Source organism: Salinicola halimionae, assembly GCF_003206065.1.
GTDB classification, from domain to species: Bacteria; Pseudomonadota; Gammaproteobacteria; order Pseudomonadales; family Halomonadaceae; genus Salinicola; species Salinicola halimionae.
Genome location: NZ_PZJQ01000003.1, coordinates 21,221 through 44,409 on the forward strand (window position 1 = coordinate 21,221; position 23,189 = coordinate 44,409).

The 23,189-nt window shown below is 61.8% G+C and carries 18 protein-coding genes and 1 other RNA gene; 5 read left to right on the forward strand and 14 right to left on the reverse strand.

Annotation, left to right across the window (positions count from 1 at the left end; all coding sequences use genetic code 11):
- Positions 1–65 precede the first annotated feature (65 nt).
- From hrpA to DOM27_RS04945, 4 genes are all read right to left on the reverse strand, one after another.
- Complete coding sequence (hrpA, locus tag DOM27_RS04930) at positions 66–4,127, reverse strand: ATP-dependent RNA helicase HrpA (RefSeq protein WP_245392608.1); 4,062 nt, start codon at positions 4,125–4,127, stop codon at positions 66–68.
- 97 nt (positions 4,128–4,224) lie between these two features.
- Complete coding sequence (locus DOM27_RS04935; RefSeq protein ID WP_110654970.1) at positions 4,225–6,033, reverse strand: AMP-binding protein; 1,809 nt, start codon at positions 6,031–6,033, stop codon at positions 4,225–4,227.
- A 191-nt stretch (positions 6,034–6,224) separates the two neighbouring features.
- Positions 6,225–8,027 (reverse strand): VWA domain-containing protein, encoded by a 1,803-nt coding sequence (locus tag DOM27_RS04940; protein ID WP_110654971.1) that lies wholly within the window; start codon positions 8,025–8,027, stop codon positions 6,225–6,227.
- 74 nt (positions 8,028–8,101) lie between these two features.
- Positions 8,102–8,608 (reverse strand): hypothetical protein, encoded by a 507-nt coding sequence (locus tag DOM27_RS04945; protein ID WP_110654972.1) that lies wholly within the window; start codon positions 8,606–8,608, stop codon positions 8,102–8,104.
- Between the two features lie 277 nt (positions 8,609–8,885).
- On the opposite strand from DOM27_RS04945, the gene DOM27_RS04950 reads away from it, so the two are divergent.
- Positions 8,886–11,024, forward strand: a complete 2,139-nt coding sequence (locus tag DOM27_RS04950) for a S9 family peptidase (protein WP_110654973.1) — start codon at positions 8,886–8,888, stop codon at positions 11,022–11,024.
- A gap of 54 nt (positions 11,025–11,078) precedes the next feature.
- Here the strand turns inward: DOM27_RS04950 and DOM27_RS04955 are convergent, their stop codons facing one another.
- From DOM27_RS04955 to ffs, 7 genes are all read right to left on the reverse strand, one after another.
- On the reverse strand, positions 11,079–11,534 hold the full coding sequence (locus DOM27_RS04955) for a YcgN family cysteine cluster protein (protein WP_110654974.1): 456 nt from the start codon (positions 11,532–11,534) through the stop codon (positions 11,079–11,081).
- A gap of 65 nt (positions 11,535–11,599) precedes the next feature.
- A complete protein-coding gene (locus DOM27_RS04960; protein ID WP_110654975.1) occupies positions 11,600–11,911 on the reverse strand; it encodes a YcgL domain-containing protein in 312 nt (103 codons plus the stop codon).
- A gap of 17 nt (positions 11,912–11,928) precedes the next feature.
- Positions 11,929–13,053 carry a ribonuclease D gene (gene rnd / locus DOM27_RS04965; RefSeq protein WP_110654976.1) on the reverse strand — a complete coding sequence of 375 codons (1,125 nt, stop codon included), beginning with the start codon at positions 13,051–13,053 and terminating at the stop codon, positions 11,929–11,931.
- Between the two features lie 85 nt (positions 13,054–13,138).
- Positions 13,139–13,744 (reverse strand): recombination mediator RecR, encoded by a 606-nt coding sequence (gene recR / locus DOM27_RS04970; RefSeq protein WP_110654977.1) that lies wholly within the window; start codon positions 13,742–13,744, stop codon positions 13,139–13,141.
- Positions 13,744–14,070, reverse strand: a complete 327-nt coding sequence (locus DOM27_RS04975) for a YbaB/EbfC family nucleoid-associated protein (RefSeq protein WP_075561717.1) — start codon at positions 14,068–14,070, stop codon at positions 13,744–13,746. The genes recR and DOM27_RS04975 overlap by 1 nt, the downstream gene beginning before the upstream one ends.
- Before the next feature lie 39 nt (positions 14,071–14,109).
- A complete protein-coding gene (dnaX, locus tag DOM27_RS04980) occupies positions 14,110–16,338 on the reverse strand; it encodes a DNA polymerase III subunit gamma/tau (protein WP_110654978.1) in 2,229 nt (742 codons plus the stop codon).
- 237 nt (positions 16,339–16,575) lie between these two features.
- An RNA gene (gene ffs / locus DOM27_RS04985) (signal recognition particle sRNA small type) lies at positions 16,576–16,672 on the reverse strand.
- A gap of 218 nt (positions 16,673–16,890) precedes the next feature.
- Between ffs and DOM27_RS04990 the strand changes: the two genes are divergently transcribed.
- From DOM27_RS04990 to DOM27_RS05000, 3 genes are all read left to right on the forward strand, one after another.
- Entirely contained in the window at positions 16,891–17,877 is a 987-nt protein-coding gene (locus DOM27_RS04990) for an aldo/keto reductase (protein ID WP_110654979.1), read from the forward strand.
- A 94-nt stretch (positions 17,878–17,971) separates the two neighbouring features.
- On the forward strand, positions 17,972–18,319 hold the full coding sequence (locus DOM27_RS04995; RefSeq protein ID WP_110654980.1) for a 4a-hydroxytetrahydrobiopterin dehydratase: 348 nt from the start codon (positions 17,972–17,974) through the stop codon (positions 18,317–18,319).
- Positions 18,312–19,502 carry an amino acid aminotransferase gene (locus DOM27_RS05000; protein WP_110654981.1) on the forward strand — a complete coding sequence of 397 codons (1,191 nt, stop codon included), beginning with the start codon at positions 18,312–18,314 and terminating at the stop codon, positions 19,500–19,502. Before DOM27_RS04995 ends, DOM27_RS05000 begins: the two co-directional genes overlap by 8 nt.
- Before the next feature lie 140 nt (positions 19,503–19,642).
- On the opposite strand, the gene DOM27_RS05005 is transcribed toward DOM27_RS05000, so the two are convergent.
- Positions 19,643–20,059, reverse strand: a complete 417-nt coding sequence (locus DOM27_RS05005) for an EF-hand domain-containing protein (RefSeq protein ID WP_110654982.1) — start codon at positions 20,057–20,059, stop codon at positions 19,643–19,645.
- A 202-nt stretch (positions 20,060–20,261) separates the two neighbouring features.
- Positions 20,262–21,074, reverse strand: a complete 813-nt coding sequence (dkgB, locus tag DOM27_RS05010; RefSeq protein ID WP_110654983.1) for a 2,5-didehydrogluconate reductase DkgB — start codon at positions 21,072–21,074, stop codon at positions 20,262–20,264.
- A 135-nt stretch (positions 21,075–21,209) separates the two neighbouring features.
- Here dkgB and DOM27_RS05015 point away from each other — a divergent pair, with 135 nt between their 5' ends.
- A complete protein-coding gene (locus DOM27_RS05015; protein ID WP_110654984.1) occupies positions 21,210–22,415 on the forward strand; it encodes an NAD(P)/FAD-dependent oxidoreductase in 1,206 nt (401 codons plus the stop codon).
- Between the two features lie 137 nt (positions 22,416–22,552).
- Here the strand turns inward: DOM27_RS05015 and DOM27_RS05020 are convergent, their stop codons facing one another.
- A complete protein-coding gene (locus tag DOM27_RS05020; protein WP_110654985.1) occupies positions 22,553–23,140 on the reverse strand; it encodes a YceI family protein in 588 nt (195 codons plus the stop codon).
- Positions 23,141–23,189: the final 49 nt, after the last annotated feature.

Genomic DNA, 23,189 nt, shown 5'->3' on the forward strand with positions numbered 1-23,189 from the left:
ATCCGCCGCTTTTACGGTTTACGCGCACCCACCTCCGGTGGATGCACAGTGGCGAACCCTGCTTTTCACACGGCGTGCCCGGTTATTTCCTGCCAGCGTCGCGCCAGCCGTTTTTCCGACACGCTCTCGAGCGTGCCCAACTGCTGCGCGAATAGCGAGACTCGCCACTCCTGGAGCCACCAGCCGAACTCGACCAGGTCGGCGTCGACGATACCGTCGCGATACGTGCTCTGACGTCGGGCGTCGACCCGAGCCTCCCAAGCCTGGACCTGCTGCATCGATAATTGGTCACGGCGCAGATCGCGAGGCGCTTTCTCGAGGCGCATTTCTGCCGCCTCCAGATATCTCGGATAGTGCGACAGCCACGGCCCGGCATCGCGCACGAAACCGGGATAGACGAGACGCTGCATCTGCGCCTTGAGGTCACTGTAGGTCAGGGCGAGCGACAGCGTGACATTGCCTTTCAACGCCTTGGTCACCGCCAGATGCGCCTTGAGCGCCTTGTGCAGATCGCTCAGCAGTGTTTCGGCATAGGCCACCAACTCACCCCGCCAGGCCTCGAGACGAACCTCGAACGCCTCGCGGGAACGCGGCAGCGGATCGGCACCCAATGTCTGCGCCAGACAGGCATCGATCACATCACGGGCAAGTTGTTCCTGCGTGCCGACCTTGGCGAACAGCAACGCGCACTGCTTGAGCGCAGGCAGCTCGCGCTGGATGTAGCGCAGCGTGTCGGAAAGCCGACGCCGACCCAGCTGAACGATACCGTCACGATGTGCGGCCTCGGCGCGTTCCGCATGATCGAACCAGGCGATCTGCAACCCATCGCCTTCTGCCACCATGGCTGGATAGACCTCGACCTGAATACCAGCCTGGCTAGTCGTGCGTGACGCTGGCAGCGCCGTCTCGGGAAGGTCCTCGAGACGTTCAGTAATCTCTTGCGGCGTTGCCGCCAGCGCCCTGGCCCCTTCCGCCGCGGCCTCGCCGAATCGTGTCTGCAGCGCGCGCAGGTCGCGTCCCTCGCCCAGCACCTTGCCAGTATGATCGACGACGCGCAGATTCATTACCAGATGCGGCTCGAGCTGATCATGGCGCCAGGTCGATGCGTCCAGGCGTGTGCCGGTCTTGATGCGCAGAAACTCACCCAGTGCCTCCTCGACCGGGCGCTCATCCGGCACTAAGGTTGCCAACGCGGCATCGACCCAATCCGGAATCGGCACCACCTGCCGGCGCATGGCCTTCGGCAATGCCTTGAGCAATGCAATGCATTTCTCCCGCAACAGCCCCGGCACCAGCCAGGACAAGCGACCTTCCGGTAGCTGGGCGAGCATCACCGCGGGCACGGTCAGGGTGACGCCGTCATCGTTGGCCCCTGGCGCAAAGTGATAGCTCAGCGGGTAGCGCACGCCGTTGAACGTAAGCTCATCCGGATACTGTTCGACGCTGACGTCATCGGCCTCCCGCGCCATCAGCGCTGCCTTGTCCAACTTCAAGATGTCCGGCGACTCGCGCTCGGCGAGCTTGCGCCAGTTCTCGAAACTGCGCCCGTTGGAGACCTCCGATGGCACCCGCCCGTCGTAGAACCCGAACAGCGTTTCCTCGTCGATCAGGATATCGCGCTTGCGTGCCCGGTCCTCAAGATTCTCGACCTCGGCGACCATCGCCCGATTGTGCTCAAAGAAGGCCGCCTGGGTCTGATAATCCCCTTCCACCAGCGCGCGGCGCAGAAAGATCTCGCGCGCTTCTTCCGGCGCCACCTTGGCGTAGTCGACCCGGCGTCCGGTCACGATCGGCAGTCCGAAGAGCGTCACCTGCTCCAGCGCCACGACCTGGGCGCGTTTGCGCTCCCAATGCGGTTCGCTGTAGCTGTGCTTGACCAGGTGCGCCGCCTGGGGCTCGATCCATTCGGGCTTGATTCTCGCCGCGTCGCGAGCATAAAGGCGGCTGGTTTCCACCATTTCGCCGGCCATGACCCATTTGGGCGGCTTGCGTGACAGCCCGGATGAAGGATGAATCAGGAAGCGTCGATTGCGCGCGCCCAGGAACTCGCGGCTTTCCGGTTGCAACTGCCCCAGATTGGAGAGCAGACCGGCAAGCAGCGCCTGATGCAAGCGCTGGGTGTCGACCTGAGGCAGCCCCTCGGGCTCGGCGTTAACGCCAGGGCCAGCTGCCGCCGCAACGCCGTTCGAGGTGGTCGGATCGAGTTCGGTCGGCGGCACCGACGCGGCTTCGCGAGGCTGCATGGCGGATGACAGCTCGAGTTTCATCTCGCGGGTCAGTTGGCGCAGCTGGCGGTAGGTATCATGCCACTCGCGGAGGCGCAGATAGTTCAGATACTGATCGCGACACCAGCGTCGCAGCTGACTGCTGGACAAAGTCTCGCGCGTGGCATCGAAGCCATGCCATAGGTTCAACAGCGCCACGAAGTCTGAATTGGGATCCTCCCACTGCTTGTGACGTTGATCGGCAGCCTGGCGTTTGTCTGCCGGCCGCTCGCGAGGATCCTGGACCGCCAGTGCGCTGACCACGATCAGCACTTCGCGCAGACACCGGAATCGCTCACCGGCCAGCACCATTCGCGCCAATCGAGGATCGATCGGTAGTCGGGCCAGTTGCCGCCCCAGGTCGGTGATCCGCTCGGAGCCATCGACCGCTCCCAGCTCGAACAGCAAGCGGTAGCCATCCTTGACGAAGCGAGAATCGGGGGCGTCGACGAACGGAAAATCGAATATGTCACCGAGCTTGAGCGACAGCATCGATAGAATTACCGAAGCCAGATTGGTGCGCTGAATCTCGGGCTCGGTGAACTCGGGCCGGGAGAGAAAATCCTCTTCGCTATAGAGCCGCAGGCAGACCCCATCGGCCACGCGTCCGCAGCGACCCTTGCGTTGATTGGCGCTGGCCTGGCTGACCGGCTCGATCGGCAGTCGCTGGACTTTGGCGCGCGCGCTGTAGCGGCTCATGCGGACCAGGCCAGGGTCGATCACGTAGCGTATTCCCGGTACCGTCAGCGAGGTTTCGGCAACGTTGGTGGACAGCACGATGCGCCGCCCCGCATGAGTCTGGAACACCCGGTTCTGCTCGGCGTTGGAAAGCCGCGCATACAGCGGCAGAATTTCAGTGCTCTTGAGCTCGGCACGCCGCAGCAGGTCCGCAGTCTCTCGAATGTCCCGCTCCCCGGGCAGGAAAATCAGAATGTCACGCGGCCCGCTGTACCAGCGTTTTCCGCGCTCGATGCGTTCTATCTCGTCGACCGCTGCCAGAATGCCCTCCTGCAGCGTCAGGTCTTCCTCTTCCCGAGACTCTCGCACCAGCGGGCGGTAATGCACCTCCACCGGAAAGGCCCGGCCGGACACTTCCACCACCGGTGCTGGCAGCGTCCTGCCGTCGCGTTCGATGGCGAAGTGACGGGACAGCCGTTCGACGTCGATGGTCGCCGAGGTGATGATCACCTTGAGATCGGGGCGCCGCGCCGTCAGGCGTTTGAGATAACCGAGCAAAAAATCGATGTTGAGACTGCGCTCGTGAGCCTCATCGATGATGATCGCCTCGTAGCGCATGAGATCCGGATCGTGCTGCGTCTCGGCCAGCAGAATGCCATCGGTCATCAACTTGACCAGCGTGTCGTCGCTGCTCTGATCGGTGAAGCGCACCTGATAACCGACCTGCTGGCCAAGCGGCACCCGAAGCTCCTCGGCCAGCCGCGATGCCACCGAGCGCGCCGCCAGCCGGCGTGGCTGGGTATGCCCGATCATCCCGCGCCTGCCCAGCCCCAGTTCAAGGCACAGTTTGGGTAGCTGAGTGGTCTTGCCGGAACCGGTCTCGCCCGCCACGACCACGACCTGATGTTCGCGCAGCGCCTCGAGAATGGTCTCGCGCCTGGCGGCGACCGGCAGCGATTCAGGGTATTCGAGCGTCACCGGCTGCCGCCGGCGACGCTCGACGGCGTCGCTGGATGCTGTCAGGCGTGCCTCGATCTCCTTCAGCGATCGATCGATCGGCTTACCGTCACGGGCACGCCGAGCCAGGCGCTCGAGGCGCTGGCGCTGTTCATGAGCATCGCGCAGCAGGCAGGCGTCCAGGCGAGTTTGCAGATCATTCAGGGATTGCAGAGACGGGGAAGCGATAGCGCTCAAGAGATCCTCTACGTCGACGAGACAACGGCGAAAACAGGGTCGCCACCAACGGCGGTGACGAACCTGTCATTGTAGCGCCGTCAGCGGATCAACTCACGTCCGAAGAGGATCGGCTCGTTTTTGTCGGCCCATCACCGGGCTTTTCATCGACCGTTGCATCGGTCTTTTCACCGGCCATGTCACCGGTCTTCTCACCGGCCAAGTCATCAAGCTTCTCGGATCGCGAAGAATCGCCGTTTGATGGCTCGTCACGCAACTCTCGACGCAGCACCTTGCCAACGTTGCTCTTCGGCAGTTCGTCGCGTAGTTCCACGAACTTGGGCACCTTGTAGCCGGTCATCTCCTTTTTGCACCACTGACGTAGTGCTTGAGGATCGAGACTGCCGTCGCGTGCCACCACGAACAGCTTAACCGCCTCCCCGGTTTCCTCGTCGGGCACGCCGACTGCAGCAACTTCGACGACATCCGGATGACTCGCAACGACTTCTTCGATTTCATTGGGATAAACGTTGAAGCCAGAAACCAGAATCATGTCCTTCTTGCGATCGACGATCTTCACGTAGCCGTCATCCTGAATGATGGCCATGTCGCCGGTTCGCAACCAGCCATCGTCATCGATCGTCTTGGCGGTATCCTCGGGACGATTCCAATACCCCTTCATGACCTGCGGGCCCTTGATGCAGAGCTCCCCTCGCTCGCCGCGTGGCAAGGCGCGTCCGTCATCGTCGACGACCTGAATCGACGTGCCCGGCACCGGTTTGCCGATGGTGCCGATCTGCGCGGCATCTGGAGGGTTAACCAGTGCGATCGGCGACGTTTCGGTCAAACCATAACCTTCGACGATGCCATGCCCGGTGGCTTGCTCCCAGCGCTGCGCTACCGTCTGGGTCAGCGCCATGCCACCGGAGATTGTCAGTTTGAGCCGCGAAAAATCGAGCGCCTTGAAATCGTCACGCTGACACAGCGCGTTGAACAGCGTATTGAGCCCGACGAACACCGTGAACGGCGTCTTCGACAGCGTCTTGACGAATCCGGCGATGTCACGCGGATTGGGGATCAGGATATTGTGTTGCCCCGTCGTCATCGCGAACAGACAGTTCACCGTGAACGTGTAGATGTGGTAGCACGGCAGCGGCGCGACGATGGTCTCGATCCCTTCCTCGAGCGTCTTGCCGAGAAGCTGCTGGGTCTGCAGCATATTGGCGATGAGGTTGCGGTGGGTCAGCATCGCACCCTTGGCGACGCCGGTGGTCCCACCGGTGTACTGCAGCGCCGCCACGTCATCGCCGCGACTGGCCACGACCTCGGCCGAATGCCGGCTACCCGCCTTGAGCACCTCACGGAAGCTCACTGCAGCGGGAAGCGAATAGGCCGGCACCAGTTTCTTGACGTGGCGTACCACACCGTTGATCAGTGATCGCTTCGGCCACGGATGGAGGTCCGCCATTTCGGTCACGTAGACGTGTCGGATGTCGGTCTGATCGAGAACCTTCTCGAGCTTGTGAGCCATGTTGGCCAGCACCAGCACAGCCTTGACCCCGGCATCGCGAAACTGGTGGCGCATCTCGCGCTCGGTGTAGAGAGGATTGGTGTTGACCACCACGAGCCCCGCGCGCAGGGCGCCGAATACCGCAACGGGGAACTGCAGCACGTTGGGCAGCTGTATCGCGATTCGATCGCCGGGCTCCAGATCGGTCTTCTGCTGCAGCCAGGCGGCAAAGTGGCCCGAGAGCCGATCGATGTCACGATAATGCAAGGTATGACCCAGACAGCTGAAGGCCGGCTTGTCCGCAAAGCGACGGCACGCTTCAGCGATGATGTCGTTGATCGACTCGAACGCCTCCATGCCATCCAGCGGCGCTCCCGTTTCGATGCACGGGCTGACGCTATCGCTCATAGGATCTCCTTGATTCGTGACGGTTATCGTCCTTATAACAGGATCACGACAGCAAGGCGCTGCCACCAAGGTGGTAGGCGATCGACAACGCTGCCTGCAAGGCCCATCTTCACTGGACCCGGTTGTCGATCGTGGCTCCTGCCGACGCTCGGGTCTACCGTGGCGTCAAGGTCTAACGCTCAACGCCAGCGTCAGATCGACGGCTCCGAACGCCGGGCCAGTCGGCGCCGTTTGACCGCGCCCCGCCAGCGAAGCAGCACCCATAACAGAAGAATGATCGCGATGACGATCCACGTGACAGGACGTTGCGCATAAGTTTCCAGGTAGGGTTTGGCGAATCGCCAGCCTTGCCGCGTCTTGTCGACCGCAATGTCGGCCATCTGGGAAGCGGTCAGACCATCGGCGAAATGGTCACTGTCGTCGTCACCACTCCCCACACTGTCATCCTGCTCGCGAGATTCGCTGGTAATGCCGCGCTCGAGATCCGCGCCGCTCAAGCCGACGGCGGCGTCGGGATTGAGCCGCACCACCGGAAGGTCGAAATGCAGCTTGCGCCCATCAAGCTGAGCATCGGCGGCAATCTCCACCGGCAACGACTGTCCGGGGTCCGTCTGCGGTACCGCGATCGTCCATTCACGATCGCCTGTCTGGCGAACGCCGAGCGACCGGCCAGTCAGGCTTGCGCTGAGTTGAGTATTGTCGACGTTGAGATCCGGGTGATTGGCGCGGACCACAATGGTGGTGCCATCGGGACTCAGCACGGCGCTCAACGCCGCTACCACGTTTACGGTCTGCACTTGCTGACGAATCATGCGGTCGCTGCGTGCGGTGATGGTCAGACGCGCATTGCCGAGCTGCTCGACACCCGGTAACGCGCCGCGGAAATGATCGTCGGACGGCGGCAGCGCCGCCTCGGCGAGGGAGGTACCGTCGAGATCACGGAGCTCGGCGCTAACACTCAGCCCCTCGGGACGTGAGTCGACGTTCAACGTCTCGCCGCTGGCTTCCAGCCATACGTCCAGCGGTGTCGAGAAACCTCGGTAGAGAGTCGCCGGGAGCTGATCACCCCGAAGTACGGTGTCGGCCTGGATACCGATTCGGCTGTCGGCACCGATGTCGCCCTCGACTCGCCATTCGCCCGGGGTCGGATCGGGCACTGTGATCAGGTCGTACCGATCACTGCTCTGCCACTCCACCGAGCCCGGGTGATCATCGCGCGAGTAGCGTCGACCATCGGGACCGACCAGAACCGGCGAATCCACGCCCGGCGCGTGAAACAGCAAGGCGTTGAACTCGTCGATATCGTCATCGACGCTGAATCGCTGCTGCTCATCGATGGGCACCTGATCGCCGGGAAGAATACGGTCGAGTACATCCAGAAACGCCCGCAACAGTTCTTCCGGCGTGTTGGCGACCGCTGCCAGCCCGCCAGTGGTCTGCGCGATCTGCTCGAGCAGCGGCAGATCGACGTTGTCGGAAAGCGCGATAGGATGGACGACGACCCCGCGTGAGGCCAGTTCCGGCGCCAGCTCGCGGATGATGCGCTGACGGGAGTCGCTGTCTTGACGAGTCTTGTCGCTACCGACGGTTGGCAGATCGACCATGCCGTCAGTCAACAGGATCAGATGCCGGTTGGCGCTATCCGGGCCGGCGTTCGCCACCTGGCGTAGCGCGCGCTCGATATCGGTGAACTGCTGATAATCGGTCAGTTGAGGAGCCATATCGCTGGCACGCTGGCGCCAGGCATCGACGACCTCACCGCTCGGCAGTGGATTGGAGACTGTCGTGCCGAACGTCCAGATCGACCCGCGGGCGCTGGGGGGCAGCAGTGTCGCGGCAAGTCCCAGCGCGTCGACACGGAGATTTCGAGGATCGTTCTGCTTCATGCTGCCGGACACGTCGACGACCATCCGAACGTCCGGCGCGGACTGCGCCGACGCCCAGGTGGGAACAAGCCCTGCCACCAGGATCACAATCAACAGCAACGCCCGCATTTCTCGCTTCCTTGTCGAAACCCACACCAGAACGAGACGAAAATCGCCCCGTCCACGCACTCATAGCCGCGCAATCAGTTGACGACTGGCTCGCGCCGGCCGCCAGGCTTGCCTCGTCCCGCCTCGTCTCTGCCGCGGGCCGCGCGCCTCGGGCCCGTCTTCCGCCGCGCCTCCACGCCCTTGCGCCGGGCTTGCTTGCGCCCGGCGCCCGGACCGTCGTTAGCATCATCATCGTGGCGGCGACGCAGCAGGCGCCAGGCCACAAGCCCGAGGGCGGCGCCGATTGCCGCGCCCAGCAGCAACAGAGGAGCCGCACTGCCAACCTGGCCACCATCATGCTGAACGACCCCCACCGCCATCACCACGATAGCCGGCGCCATACCGGAGTAGGTCTCCCCCGGCTGCAACAGCGGCAACGAAAAGGGTGCCACCATCCACAAGCTACCGGCGACGGCGCCCAACAGCATCAAGCGCGGCAACCGTGGCAGTAGCCGCACGCCGAGATAACCGGTGACCAGAACGATCAGAGACAACACGCCATAACTCAGCCAGAGCTGCGGCAGGGAATCGGAAAACAGCATGGTAATGACTCTCGATTCATACGATTTGTGCCATGGTACACTTCAGGCCGAAAAAGCACAGCTCAAGGCGGGAAAGCACAGCCGCAATGGCGTTTGAGCGGCATGAACCTCTCTCGGGATGCGGACCACGTGGCTGGCGATGCGTTGCCGTTTTTTCACTGGACAGGGTTTCGAACTTCATCGTCCCGAACTTATCACGACTCGAACATACCTCTGTCCGAATTCATCACAACACGCCGGGTCTGACCCACCCTGCTCGCAAGGATCCAGCCCGATTATGCCCCGCTCGCAGACAACATCGACGCCTCCCGCGATTCACTTTCGCCGCAGTGACGATCCTGACTGGCACTGGCTGGAGTCGCGGGACGATCCCCAGGTCAAAGCTTTTCTGCGCTCCGCCAACCGCGAGAGCGACACGTTCTTCGCTCCCCTCAAGACGCTCGAGGACGCCCTCTACGACGGCCATCTGGCCCGTCGGGAACTCAAGGTCATCGGTCTGCCGACGACGCTGAAACGCTTTCGTTACTGGAGTGAAACCGCCGGCGACGCCGACTATCCGCTATGGTGGCGCCAGCCAGTAGACAGCACCGGTGCCTCCGAGCTGCTGCTCGATCTCGAGGCGCGCTCACAGGCTCATGACTTTCTCGAGCTCGGCGAGATGGCGATCTCCTCGGACGAGCAATGGCTAGCCTGGACCGAAGATGCCAGCGGCAACGAGTATTTCGATCTCTACCTGAAACGATTGCCGGACGGCGAACCGCAACGGTTGCGCCGGCGCATCGGTCCGGATCTGGTATGGGCGGAAGACAACCGCACCCTGTTCTTCACTCGGTACGACGCCACGCAGCGTCCAGCCAGCGTGTGGCTACTGCGCCCCGAGGACGATCACAGCGAGAAGGTCTTCGAAGAGACCGACGTCGAATTCTGGGTCGGGTTGGGCAAGACCCGCTCGCGCCAGTGGCTGATGCTGGAAACTGCCTCGAAGGACACTGCCGAGTGTCACCTGATTCCGGCCCATGCCCCGCTGACGCCGCCGGCTTGCGTGCGACCGCGAGAAACCGGGATCGAATACGCGCTCGAGCATCGCGGCGACACATTCTATGTGCTGCATAACCGCGACGGCTCGCATTTTCGACTGGATAGCGCGCCGGTCTCCCGGCCGGACGCCTGGACGCCGCTGATCCCACACCGAGACGACGTCACGCTGGAGGGCGTCGATGCCTTTGACTGGGGCCTCGTCGTTACCGAGCGTGACCATCACGAGGCTCAGGTCTATCTGCGTGTAATCGAACTGACGCTCGACGACGGACAGTCCAGTGACAAGCCTGCCGTCGCCGCATTGCCGGAGAACGAGCTTCTCGGCGAGCGGCTTCCCCTGTTTGATGCGCCCTGCAGTCTGGCGCTCGGCGATACGCCGGACTTCCAGACCCGCAAGCTGCTACTGCGCGAAGAGTCCTTCACGCTGCCGGGACGCTGGCTCGAGCACGATCTCGACAGCGGAGAGCAGTGCCTGCTCAAGACCCAGCCTCTCTATGGCGATCTGCGGCCGGAAGACCTGGCCTGCCGCCGGCTCTGGGCAGAGGGCCACGACGGCGAACGGGTTCCCGTCTCGGTGGTGGCGAGAGCCGACATGCTCGGCCAGTCGCCGATGCCAACGCTACTTTACGGCTACGGGGCCTATGGCGAAGTGCTGGACCCCTGGTTCTCGATTGCGCGTCTGGAGCTACTCTCACGGGGCGTCGCCTTCGCCGTCGCTCATGTGCGTGGTGGCGGCGATCGTGGCGAACCGTGGTATCTGGCGGGCAAACTCGAACACAAGGAAAATAGCTTCAAAGACTTTCTCGCAGCGCGTCATGCCCTGGTGCAGGACGGCCTTTCCGATCCGGACCGGATCGCAGCCTACGGCGCCAGCGCCGGCGGCTTGCTGGTCGGGGCAAGTCTCAATCTCGAGCCCGAGGCATTCTGCGCGGCCATCCTCGACGTGCCTTTCGTCGATGTCCTGCGCACCATGGAAAACCCCGACCTACCGCTGACCACGGCGGAATATACCGAATGGGGGAATCCGGACGAACCCGCGGCCCGACGACGCATTCGCGATTATTCACCGCTCGACAACCTCACCGCCCAGCCCTATCCCAGCGTACTGCTGCAGGGCAGCTGGCACGATTCGCGCGTTCCATACTGGGAGCCCGCCAAGCTCTACGCGCGCATGACCGAACTCGGCAGTGCCCGAGGACCCGTCATTCTTCGAACCGACATGGCGGCCGGGCATGGCGGTGCCTCAGGCCGATTCAAGGCGTGGCGGGATAACGCGCGGCAGGATGCTTTCGTGCTATGGGCACTGGGACTGGACGTGGCATCGTCTGACTCGGCAGAGGAGAAGCCGGCCGCAAACGCCCCAGGGAGCGACCTTTAACCCCCCGTGCTCCCATGCCCAATACGGCCAAGCGCAGGTCGTTTCGCCCCGGGCCTAGGGCCGCTCGTCGAGCGGAATGATGTCGATGATATGCCCCTCATAGTCGGCCTCATCGACATCGTTTTCGCTGACGCCAAAATGGCGAACGCTCATCTGGCGCTCGTGCATGCGGCGATCGTTGCCACTGCGCAGCGGATGCCAACTCGCCAGCTTCCTTCCCTCGGCAAGACGTCGGTAAGCGCAGCTATGCGGTAGCCAGTGGAATTCATCGATATTGCTCAGGCTAAGCTGAGTGCACTCCGGCACTTTTTCAAACCGATGATCGTAGTCACTGCAGCGACAGCTATCGATGTCCAGCAGACGACATGCAACGTTGAGAGTGGCGACATCCCCGGTATCCGCGTCTTCCATCTTGACCAGGCAGCACTTGCCGCAACCGTCGCAGAGCGCCTCCCACTCGGGTTGCGTCAGTTCCTCGAGAGAAAAGCGCTCCCAGAATCGTTCGCGCATATCGATCTCCTCACTGGGGTTGGGAACCTGGTCTTGCCGCGAATCTGCGTCATGTTCCGTCGGGATCAAACATCTCGCGGGGTGAACAAGTCCAGCATTTCGGGGTCTTTGGCCGGCGGCATCTGCAGGTAGAAGCCTTGCTCGCGAATGTCAGCCATGACGCGGACCACGTCGACGCGAGACAGCGGGCGCTCGGACCGCAACAACATCGTCATCACGGGAATCGGCGGGCCGAAATGCTCGCGTAACGCCTTTGGCACTGGCGCCATGCCCTGGGTCTTGTCGAGGTAGAGATACATTTCATCGCGCCGCGGACTCTTGACCACCTCGCAAATCAACCGATCGGACCCGTTCACGCCATGATCAGGCTGACTCATGCCATGACCAGACTCGTTCATGCCGAGGCCTGCTCGGCGAGCGCCTGCTGCCAGTCCGCCGAAAGCTGTTGTCCGCGCCATCCGCTCGGCAACGGCAACGGCGCCTGGTCGAGATGAGCGGTGACTATCGTTTCCATTTCCGCCCGATTGGCGAGTCGCTCGGGGGCCACGCCCAGCGTTTCGGCGCAAGCCTGCACGATCTGCTTCAATGCCTTGAGCCGACGCTTGAACGCCGGAGTGGTCGGCACCGGCAACGGTTTGCCAAGCTCGGCTTCGTCGCGGTGTTGAGCCGTCTTCACCAGCGCCAGCAGAGCGTCGCCCTCGCGCTTGATCAGACCGGGTGTCATGCCGTCGATGGCCGCCAGCTCATAGCGATTCTGGGGCATCGCTTCGGCGATCGCGAACAGCAGGTTGTCCTTGACCAGCCACCCGCGCGGCACGTCGCGGCGCCGCACCTCGCCCTCGCGCCAGAGCGTGAGTTCACGATACGCCTCGACCTGGCGCGGCGTCAGGCGCCATAGCTGGCGATGTCGGGTGTACCACTGTTCGTGGGAAGCCTCATCGCGCCCCAGGCTCAGCGCCGCGCACTCCTCTGCAAGCCAATCCTCGCGCCCCAGTTGAATCAGCGCCTGGCGCTGCTGCTCCCAGATCGCCGGGAGAAACACCACGTCGAGCGCGGCGTAATCGAGCTGGGCCGGTGTCAACGGCCGGTCGAGCCAGTTGGAACGCGTCTCTTCCTTGGGCAGATCAACGCCGCAGCGCTGCGCGACCAGCCTTCGATAGCCCATTGCCGCATCGGTGCCCAGGAAGGATTCGGCAACCTGGGTATCCACCAGTGGTGCCAGAGTGACGCCCGCCCATAGCGACAGCACGTCGAGATCCTCGCTACACGCATGAATCAGCTTCAGCGGGCCTCCGCTCAGCAACTGCTGGAACGCCTCGCTCACCGCCACCGCCTTCGGATCGATCAGATAGACCACGTCTCCTGCCGTCAGCTGAAGCAGCGCCGGCACCGGAAAGAAACTGGATTCGCGGAAGAACTCGGTATCCAGCGCCACGATATCCGCCTTGATCAGCGCGTCATGAGCGGCCTGCAACTCTTCCGGGGTATCGACCCAACGTAGCGAATACTCAAAACTCATTCAGGTTCCTTGGCCACGAGCGCGGCCCTGCGAGAAGGCACGGGATGACCCGTCTCGACAGGAGCACGGGCATCGCGGCAATGTCTCATTCGTGGGAAAACGGCTGCCGACCCTGGAATGCCCGGCTCAAGGTGCCCCCGTCGACGTACTCGAGTTCGCCGCCCATGGGCACGCCGTAGGCCAGACGTGAAACGGTCGCCTCTCGACCCACCAGATGCTCGGCGATGTAGTGTGCGGTAGCTTCGCCTTCGATCGTCGGATTAGTCGCCAGAATGATCTCGCCGACGGTTTCGTGGGAGAGTCGCAGCTCCAACTGGTCAAGGCCGATATCATCGGGCCCGATACCATCGAGCGGCGACAGATGACCGTGCAGTACGAAGTACTGACCGCGATACCCGCCGGCCTGCTCGATCGCCAGCATATCGGCCGGCGATTCGACCACGCATAGCTGCGCCGAATCGCGACGCGGATCCTGGCACACGCCACACAGGGCTTCCTCGGTCAGCGTGCGACACCGTTCGCAATAACCGACCCGCTCGATAGCCTGAGTCAACGCCTGGGAAAGCCGCCGCCCGCCGTCGCGATCTCGCTCCAGCAGATGCAACGCCATGCGCTGAGCGGTCTTTGGCCCGACGCCGGGCAGTACTCGCAGACTGTCCAGCAATTGCTCGACCAGCGGAGAAAAGCTCATCAGAACGGCAACTTCATCCCGGCGGGCAAATCGAGCCCGGAAGAGACTTCTTCCATTCGCGCCTTGGACTGCGTCTCGACCTTGCGTGACGCGTCGTTGACGGCCGCGGCCAGCAGATCCTCAAGCAGCTCCTTGTCTTCCTGCATCAGGGAGGGATCAATCTCGACCCGACTGACATCATGGCGACCGTTCATGGTGACCTTGATCATGCCTGCGCCGGCCTCGCCCGAGACTTCCATCTGGGCGATCTCTTCCTGAACCTGCTGCATCTTTTCCTGCATTTCCTGAGCCTGCTTCATCAGGTTGCCCATGCCACCTTTGAACATGACGAACTCCTTGGAGATTGAGAGTATGGCTTGAGAGCGTCACACACGAGCGGTGGTGACGCTCTCTTCGATCAATCGGGCGCCGAAACGCGCCTCCAGTTCCTGGATATGCGGGTCGCCCCGTAACGCTTCAACGGCACGGACATGGCGCTCGCGTGATTCGCGATCGCGCTTGGCCTTGGCGGTCTCCCGAGAGCCATCCAGCTCGGCAACGTCAATTTCGAGACGACGCACATAGCCGAGCCCCGCCAATGCCTTGGTGATACGTTCGACATGAAGCTCCGACAGCATTGCCGACTGCCCGGGATCCAGCGTGATCCTGAGCACGCTGCCATCGTCGCTGTCGACGACGCAGTGCGCGGCAAGATTGCGAGTCAGACCGCCGATGTCGAGCTGATCGAACTGCTCCAACCACCCCGCGTGGTCGAGGGTATTTTCCGCCGCGGACGGCGAGGCCTGAGCCATGTCGCTCGGCGCTGGTGACTGCATGGCCGGTGTATCTGCCAGCCGAGCGACACGGCCGTCGATATCGGCATCGGCGCCGCTATCGGCCAAGTCTTTCGAGTCCGCCGCCTCCGATGGGATCATCGCCGAATCGTCGGCAGGCTTCTCTGCTTGGCCGGCCCAGGCATAAGTATCGTCGTCGAACCGGGCACCGCCATCGAACCTGGACTCCTCGTCTAACGAAGCCCCGTCACCGTAGCTGGCCTCACCGCTGAATGGAGCATCGTCGATCTCGGTACTCCCGACCTCACTTGGGCCAGTCTCCTGGCTCTGGGGAGCGGCGCCCGGCTCTTCCTCACGGGCAGTCGGCGTCGCTTGCAGACCTTGCGTCGGTGGCGTATCGATCGGCGTCGATTCCGGTTCGATCGACCAGGGTGGTCGGTCATCCATCGTCGGGGCGCTGTCATGCGACGGTGTGTCAGAACGGATCACCGCCCTCTCCGCAGACGCTGACGCGGCGCCTGACATTGCCGAGGGCTCGGCGTCAGCCGGCGCGACAGGGCTGTCATCAGGGGTTGCAGCAGGCACGCGGCTACGCTCTATCTGACTAGCTTCTGACTGACTAGGCTCTGGCCGACTGGTTTCTGGCTGAACAGCCGCTTGTTGACCCGTTTCCGACTGGCTATGCGAGTGTTGAACGCCGCGCAGCGGCAAGTCGGCCTGGGGCGGAGTCGGCACGCCCTGTGGCCGGAACGCCAGCATCCGCAGCAGTGTCATCTCCAGCGCCGAGCGGGTATCCGGAGCATTGTCGATGTCCCCCCGACCCTGCAGCGCGATCTGGTAGTAAAGCTGAACATCTTCCGCGGTGAAACGCCCGGCCAGTGCCAGCAGCTCGTCACGATCGCCGTGACCATTGTCCAGGGCGCCGGGCACCATCTGCGCGATCGCCAGGCGATGCATGAGGCCGGACAGCTCATCGAGTACGCCGGCAAAATCGGGCCCCTGCTCCGCCAGCGCCGCCACCTCAGCCAATAGTCGTTCTGCATCGACATCCGCCAGCGCCTGAGCCAGCGCGATGAGATGGGCGTGATCCAGCGTGCCTAGCATGGCGGCCACGTCTTCCCGCCGTACCTCGCCGTCACCAAAGGCGATGGCCTGATCGGTCAGACTCATGGCATCACGCATCGAGCCATCGGCGGCCTTGCCGAGCAGCCATAGCGCCTGGGGATCGAAAGCGACCTGCTCGGCTTCGAGAACGCGAGTCAGATGCTCGACGACGCGCTCCGGCGGCATGTTCTTGAGTGTGAACTGCAGACAACGCGAGAGTACCGTCACCGGCAATTTCTGCGGATCCGTGGTCGCCAGCAGGAATTTGACGTGGGGCGGCGGCTCCTCGAGCGTTTTGAGCAGCGCGTTGAAACTATGTGTCGATAGCATGTGAACCTCATCGATGAGGTACACCTTGTAACGCCCCTGAGTCGGCGCGTACTGAACGTTGTCCAGCAGCTCGCGAGTATCTTCCACCTTGGTGCGTGACGCGGCATCGACTTCGATCAGATCGACGAAGCGGCCGCTATCGATATCGCGGCAGGTCTGGCACTGGCCACACGGCTTGGACGTTACGCCCTGCTCGCAGTTGAGGCACTTGGCCAGAATTCGCGCCAGCGTCGTCTTGCCGACACCGCGGGTGCCGGTAAACAGATAGGCGTGATGCAATCGCCCTTGATCGAGAGCATTGACCAAGGCGCGGCTGACATGCTCCTGACCGACCAATTCATGGAAGGTACGCGGGCGCCATTTACGGGCCAGAACCTGATAACTCATGCGGCGCGATACTCCTCGCAGATAGGCTCGCGGCTGGACGTGATCGAAAGGAGCCGGCGCGGACACGATCAAAACCCAGGTCTAGAGGTGCGTGCCAACGTCGATGATCCGGATGATCCGATAGTAATCGGGCCATTCTAGCAGGGTCGGGAGAAAACTGACGAGGCGGGTAGCAGCGACTTGGTCGCCTGAATCCATAGCGGGCCAAATTGAGTAGAGCCCCAAAATGGAGGCGGCCCCGACCAGCCACATCCCGGCACACGCGACCACCACTACCGTTGCTCCCTTCCGGGCCTGGCGGGGTTTGCGGTTTTGCGTTGCGGGAGGACCGGTAAGGGCCACCATAGTTCGAAGCTTCAACGCCAAGCGTGGCTTCGAATGCCGACAAAGTCTGTTTCTTCAAGACGTTGCCGAGCGGGACGCACTATATCAGCGTGATGATGCTTGAGCAACCAGCGTGCCAATACTCGTGGACGAATCGCCACTCATCGAGACGAAATGACTGCTATGTTGAATGACGCCCTAAACCCATACGTCATCGGGAGTTGCAACATGGATTATCGTCGTCTCGGCCGCACCGGCCTCAAGGTTTCTCCTTTATGTCTCGGCACCATGACCTACGGCACACCACAGTGGCGCGACTGGGTCCTGGACGACACACAGAGCCGCCCTTTCCTTCAGCAGGCACTCGACGCCGGGATCAATTTCTTCGATACCGCCGACATGTACTCCAATGGCGAGTCGGAGCGAGTCGTCGGCAAGGCGCTCAAGGATTTCGCACGCCGAGAAGAGGTCGTGCTGGCAACCAAGGTCTACAACCCGACCGGTAACCAATCTCCCAACGAGCGCGGATTGTCACGCAAGCATATCCATCATGCCATCGACGCATCGCTTGAACGCCTCGGCATGGATTACGTCGATCTTTACCAGACTCATCGCTGGGATTACGACACGCCGATCGAAGAGACCATGGAAGCGCTCCACGAGGTCGTCAAAGCGGGCAAGGCGCGCTATATCGGCGCTTCCAGCATGCATGCTTGGCAGTTCGCCAAGGCCCAGCATGTCGCGGAGCGCAACGGATGGACGAAATTCGCCACCATGCAGCCGATGGTCAATCTGATCTATCGCGAGGAAGAGCGCGAGATGATCCCTCAGTGTCTGGACCAAGGTGTGGGTGTCATCCCCTGGAGTCCGCTTGCCCGTGGCATTCTTGCCGGCAGCAAGCCGGTCGGTAGCGAAGGCGGCACCACCCGCGCCAAGAGCGACGAGCAAATGCGCAACTGGAAACTGGGGCTCGATCGTGACGCCCCGGTGATCGAAGCGCTGCAGCAAGTTGCCGAATCCCGAAACGTGTCACCTGCCCAGATCGCATTGGCTTGGGTGCTGCAGAAGCCCGGCATCACCGCTCCGATCATCGGTGCCAGCAAATCGCATCATCTTGATCAGGCGCTCGGTGCGTTAGATATCTCGTTGACGGCGGATGAGGTCGAAACACTCGAAGCGCCTTACGTGCCGCATGAAGTCGTCGGGTTCGAGTGATCAGCCCTCAAGGCTCGCGTGATTTTTCCTCGCCCGCACCGTTTGTCATGACAAAGCCGCATGACGCTTACCGTTCCTGCAGGGAGACCCAGCCATGACGGCACTTGCCAAGCAGCACTGCGTCGCCTGTGATAGGCATGCAGCGACATTGACACCGGAGGAAGTCGCCCCACTGATGCTCGAACTGCCCGAGTGGCAGATCGTGGAGTGCGATGGCATCATGCAATTGCAGCGAAGCTTCACGTTTCGCACTTTCGCGCAGGCTCTGAACTTCACCAATCGTGTGGGCGAACTCGCCGAGTCGCAAGGCCATCACCCGGCAATCACCACCGAATGGGGCAAGACCACCGTGACCTGGTGGACGCACAAGATCAGAGGCCTGCATCGCAATGATTTCATCATGGCCGGTAAAACCGACGAGGTAGCGCACTCCCATGTTTGAGAAGATCGAGCGTGTTCCCGGGGACGCCATCCTTGGGCTGATCGAAGCTTATAATCAGGATTCCAACTCTCAGAAGGTCGACCTCGGGGTCGGCGTCTATCGGGATCCGAATGGCAATACGCCGATCATGCGTGCCGTGAAAAAAGCCGAGGCACGCCTGCTGGAAAGCGAGAAGACCAAGAGCTATATCGGCTCCCATGGCGATCCACGCTACGGCAAGGCGATTCTGCCGATGGTGCTGGGAGCCGGCTCGCCGGTGCTGGCGGCCAATCGGGCCAGTGCCACCCAGTCACCGGGCGGCACGGGTGCCCTGCGTCTGGCCGCGGATTTCATCCGCACCCAATTGCCGGGCAAGAGCGTGTGGCTCTCCAACCCGACCTGGCCCAACCACATCGGCATTTTCGAAGGCGCCGAGATCCCGATCCAGCGTTATCCCTACGTCGACGGTGACAATCGCCTCGACTTCGACGGCATGCTGGCTGCGCTCAAGCAGATTCCTCGTGGTGATGTCGTGCTGCTGCATGCCTGCTGCCACAACCCGTCAGGCTTCGATCTGAATCAGGACCAGTGGCGCCAGGTGCTGGCGGTGGTTCAGGAGCGCGGACTGTTGCCGCTGGTCGACTTCGCCTACCAGGGTTTCGGTGACGGTCTGGATGTCGACGCTTTCGGCGCCCGCCTGCTGGCCGACAATCTCGACGAAATGCTGATCACCAGCTCGTGCTCGAAGAACTTCGGTTTGTATCGCGAGCGCACCGGTTGCTTGATCGTGATCGCCAAGACCGCGGAGCAGATGGAGAACGTGCGTTCGCAGATGGCGATCGTCGCACGCGAGAATTACTCCACACCGCCGTCGCACGGCGCTGCCATCGTGGTCGACATTCTCGAATCCGAGGAACTGACCCAGCTCTGGAAAAGCGAATTGACCGAAATGTGTGATCGCATCAACACGCTGCGTCGCGATCTGGTCGACTCGCTCAAGCCGTACGGATTGGACCAGCGCTTTGCGCACGTGGCCGAGCAGCGAGGCATGTTCTCCTACACCGGTCTTTCCACGGAACAGGTCAAACGGCTACGCGACGAGTTCAGCATCTACATGGTCGGCTCGGGCCGCGCCAACGTCGCTGGCTTCACCAGCGAGAACTTGCCCTATGTGGCCAAGGCGATCGCTGCCGTCGTCGACTGAAGGCTCAACGACGAAAAACTGGCGATGCGCCACACGGTGGCGAATCAAAAAAAATCCCGGCTCAGGCCGGGATTTTTTGCACCTGATCGACGATTTTGCGACGCCTGAAACCGCGGCGTCATTATTCGGCCAAAGTGTCATCATTCGCCCAGAGTGTCGGAGCCCATCGCCTGCTCGAAGCGTTCACGGGAGATACCACCCGCTTCCGAGTCGCTGAGCTGTTCGAACATCGTCTCCTGCTTGGCACTCACTGCCTCATCCTGATCGATGACGCCATCACCGTTGACGTCCAACTGATCGAAGCTCAAGGCATTGGGGCGCTGATCGACCGGAGTCTGGGCACCACCATCGGTAAAGCCTGCATTTTCACGACCCACGCCGCCAGATTTCTCGATCGAATCGTGATCGACCTGCGAGGCATTGGCAGGTGCCTGAGGCTGGTCGCTATCCTGCCGAACCTCGAGGCTGGAGTCGTTGTCACCGCTTTCACTATTCTGAGCCCAGACCGGCAATGTCAGACCCGCGGCTAGCAAACCAACACACAGACAAGACGCCATTCGTCTTCCCATCGTCCACGCACGCATCGCTGTTCCTCTTGAGATGACAACGTTTCTGAGACCTGAAAAAGCGGCGAAAATTCGCCGCAATCGAATTTTGAGGTGGCACGAGCGCAAGCCACGAGTGTGCCCGCCACTCAAGCGGGCACCGATACCCTACCGGCCCTACACCTTGGCTAAACCTTCGCCACGCGAGCGGGCGTCATTCATCCCATTGAGGGGCGAACGACGGATTGGCCTGGCGATCACCACGATCGAGACGGTCGATCTGTTCAATCTCATCGTTACTGAGGCGAAGAGTCATCGCTTCGAGGTTCGACTTCTGGTTGGCCGGCTTGGTCGAGGATGGAATCACGATGATATCTCGTGCCGCAATCCAAGCCAGGGCGATCTGTGCCGCAGACGCGTCATGAGCCTCGGCAATGCGCTGGAGTACGGGATCGCCCATCACCTTGCCTACCGCCAGCGGCATATAGGCAGTCACCTCCAGACCCTTGGCCTGGCAGTGTTCGACGAGCTTGCGATTGGCGAGGAACGGATGCACCTCGATCTGATTGGTCACGATATTTTCGCCGCCCGGCAACGCCAGTGCCTCATCGATCTGAGCAACGGTGAAGTTGGAAACGCCGATATATCTGGTGAGGCCGCGAGCCCGAGCGGCGTCGAGCGCAGCAATGTAATCGGCCATCGGCACCTCACCGTCGGGTGACGGCCAGTGGATCAAGATCAGATCGAGCTGATCGAGACCGAAGTTCTCCAGGCTCTGCTCGATGGCGGCGGTCAACTGTTTCGGCTCGAGCTTGTCCCACCAGATCTTGGTGGTCACGAACAGCTCGTTTCTAGCAATACCGCTCTGCTGGATAGCTTTACCCACGGCGACTTCGTTTTCGTACATCTGCGCACTATCGAGATGGCGATAGCCGAGTTCGAGTGCAGACGTCACCGAGTCGATCACCGCCTGCTCCTTGAGACGATAAGTACCTAGACCCGGTTGCGGCAAAATATGACGTGCCATGAAGACTCTCCTTGGATTCAAAATCGATCGGGACCGAAAACCAGATGGAAAATAGTGCGAACGAAAAACGACGCTTTCAGGTCCCGCCCGATGTCCATGCTAGACTGAAGTTCGACTTCCTGCCCGGATCGAGGCATGCCAGAGACCCCGTCTTCATCCACTGATCGCTCACACTCGGACTTCCTCGATAGGGAACTCCCCGATCTGAATCGTTCCGATGTGCACCGTCCTGACACGCAGCGCTCACATGTGGTGCTCGTCGGTAACGGCGATTCCCACTTGCATGTCGCCGCTCATGCCGAACGCCTCATTCAGCAAGGCGCTCGCGTGACGCTGGTGACGCAGCAAGACTTCGCATTCCCCGACTGGCTCGGCGGGATGCTCGGTGGGGAATGGCAGCTCGATGATGTCCGCCTCCCCGCAGATCGAATCGCCGCACACGGTGGCACGCATATCTTCGCAGAAGTGCTGAAAGTCGACCGGCAGCAGCGCCGAATCACACTCGACGGCGGCCGTCAGCTCGACTATGACTGGTTATCGGTCGACCTTCCCCCTGTCGTCGACGAGCATGCCGTTCCCGGCTTCTATACCGCCAAAGGCGTGTTCACAGCCTCGGCTGAAGATCTGTGGTCATTGCGCCAGCAACTGGAGACACAGCTCGCTGGCGCTGATGCCAAGCTCCCCAGCGTTGCAGTCATCGGTGACGGCCCTGTCGGCGTCGAACTCGCTGCCAATCTGCTGGCGCTGGGCGAACGCTACGGCCGCCGACTAGCGGTCACGCTGATCGATAATGATCGCCGTCCGCTACCTGGAGCCTGCCGGCGCGCCAATCGGTGGCTGATGCAACGCCTGCATCAGCGTGGGCTTCGTCTGGAACTGGTGGCGACAGCGACCCGCTACGATCACAATCAATTGATTCTGGACGACGGTAGCGCGGTCGATGCCGATCTGCTGCTGGTGACCGATCATCTACGGCCGTCGCCGGCTATCGTGTTGCTCAACCTGTCACACGACGAAAGCGGCGGGATTGCCATTGACACCAGACTGCGCAGCCAACAGGACCCACGACTGTTCCTGGCAAGGGAAAATCCCGCCGGCTACGCTGATATACCCACGAAACGCGAGCGGGCCGCCCTGCTGCTGGAGTCGCTGAGCCAGGCGGTCAGCGGCGAATCTCGCACGCTACGTCACGATCAATTCGAACACTGGAAAGCCCTCAACCTGGGTGATCTACGCGACATCGCCTGGCGCGGTTCGCTGTGGTGTCGCGGGCGCTGGGTACGGCGCTGGAAACATCGCCGTGATCGGCGCGAAGTGGCGCATTATCTGGGCAAGACGTGAATGCCACCTCACCATTGAGCCGGCGCGTCAGACAACCTACTCCGTGCCGACGTTAAATAACGCAAGATCCCGGCGCCACGGCCGGGATCCTTCTTTCAATGCGGGCGTTCCAAAACGACTCGTGAAGGTCGGCCGTCTTACTGGCGAACGCCTTCGAGCACGATATACAGCTCGACGCTATGCATCGGCTCCGGGAACTGACTCATGTCGATATCGAAGTCGGCGAGGTTCAGCTCGGTCGTCGCCTCGAAGCCCTGACGAAAGCCGCCCCACGGATCGTCACCGCCACCGATGCGATCGACCTCGAACGTGACCGGTTTGGTCACGCCATGAATGGTCAGATCACCGCTCATCTCGGCCTCGTCGCCATCGTCATCCACGTCGAAACTGGTGGACTTGAACGTGGCCTGCGGATACTCGCTCACATTCAGGAAATCGGCACTCTGGATGTGCTTGTCGCGCTCGGCATGATTGGAATCCAGACTATCGACATTCACCGTAACGTCGACACTGGCGTCATCGGGGGCTTCGGAGTCGTAGCTGAAGTTACCCTCGAACTGCTTGAAGCTTCCTAGAATATAGGAATAGCCCAGGTGGCTGATCTTGAACTGGATGAAGGCGTGCTGGCCCTCGGTGTCGATCTTGTAATCCGCAGCCTGCGCCTGGGCCAACGGCAGTGCCGAAGCGGCGGCGATAAGCGTTGCAAGTGCAGTCTTCTTCAACATCGTCATGCTCCTCGAAGCGTTTTGGGTCATCTAGCCAAATGGTCCGGCC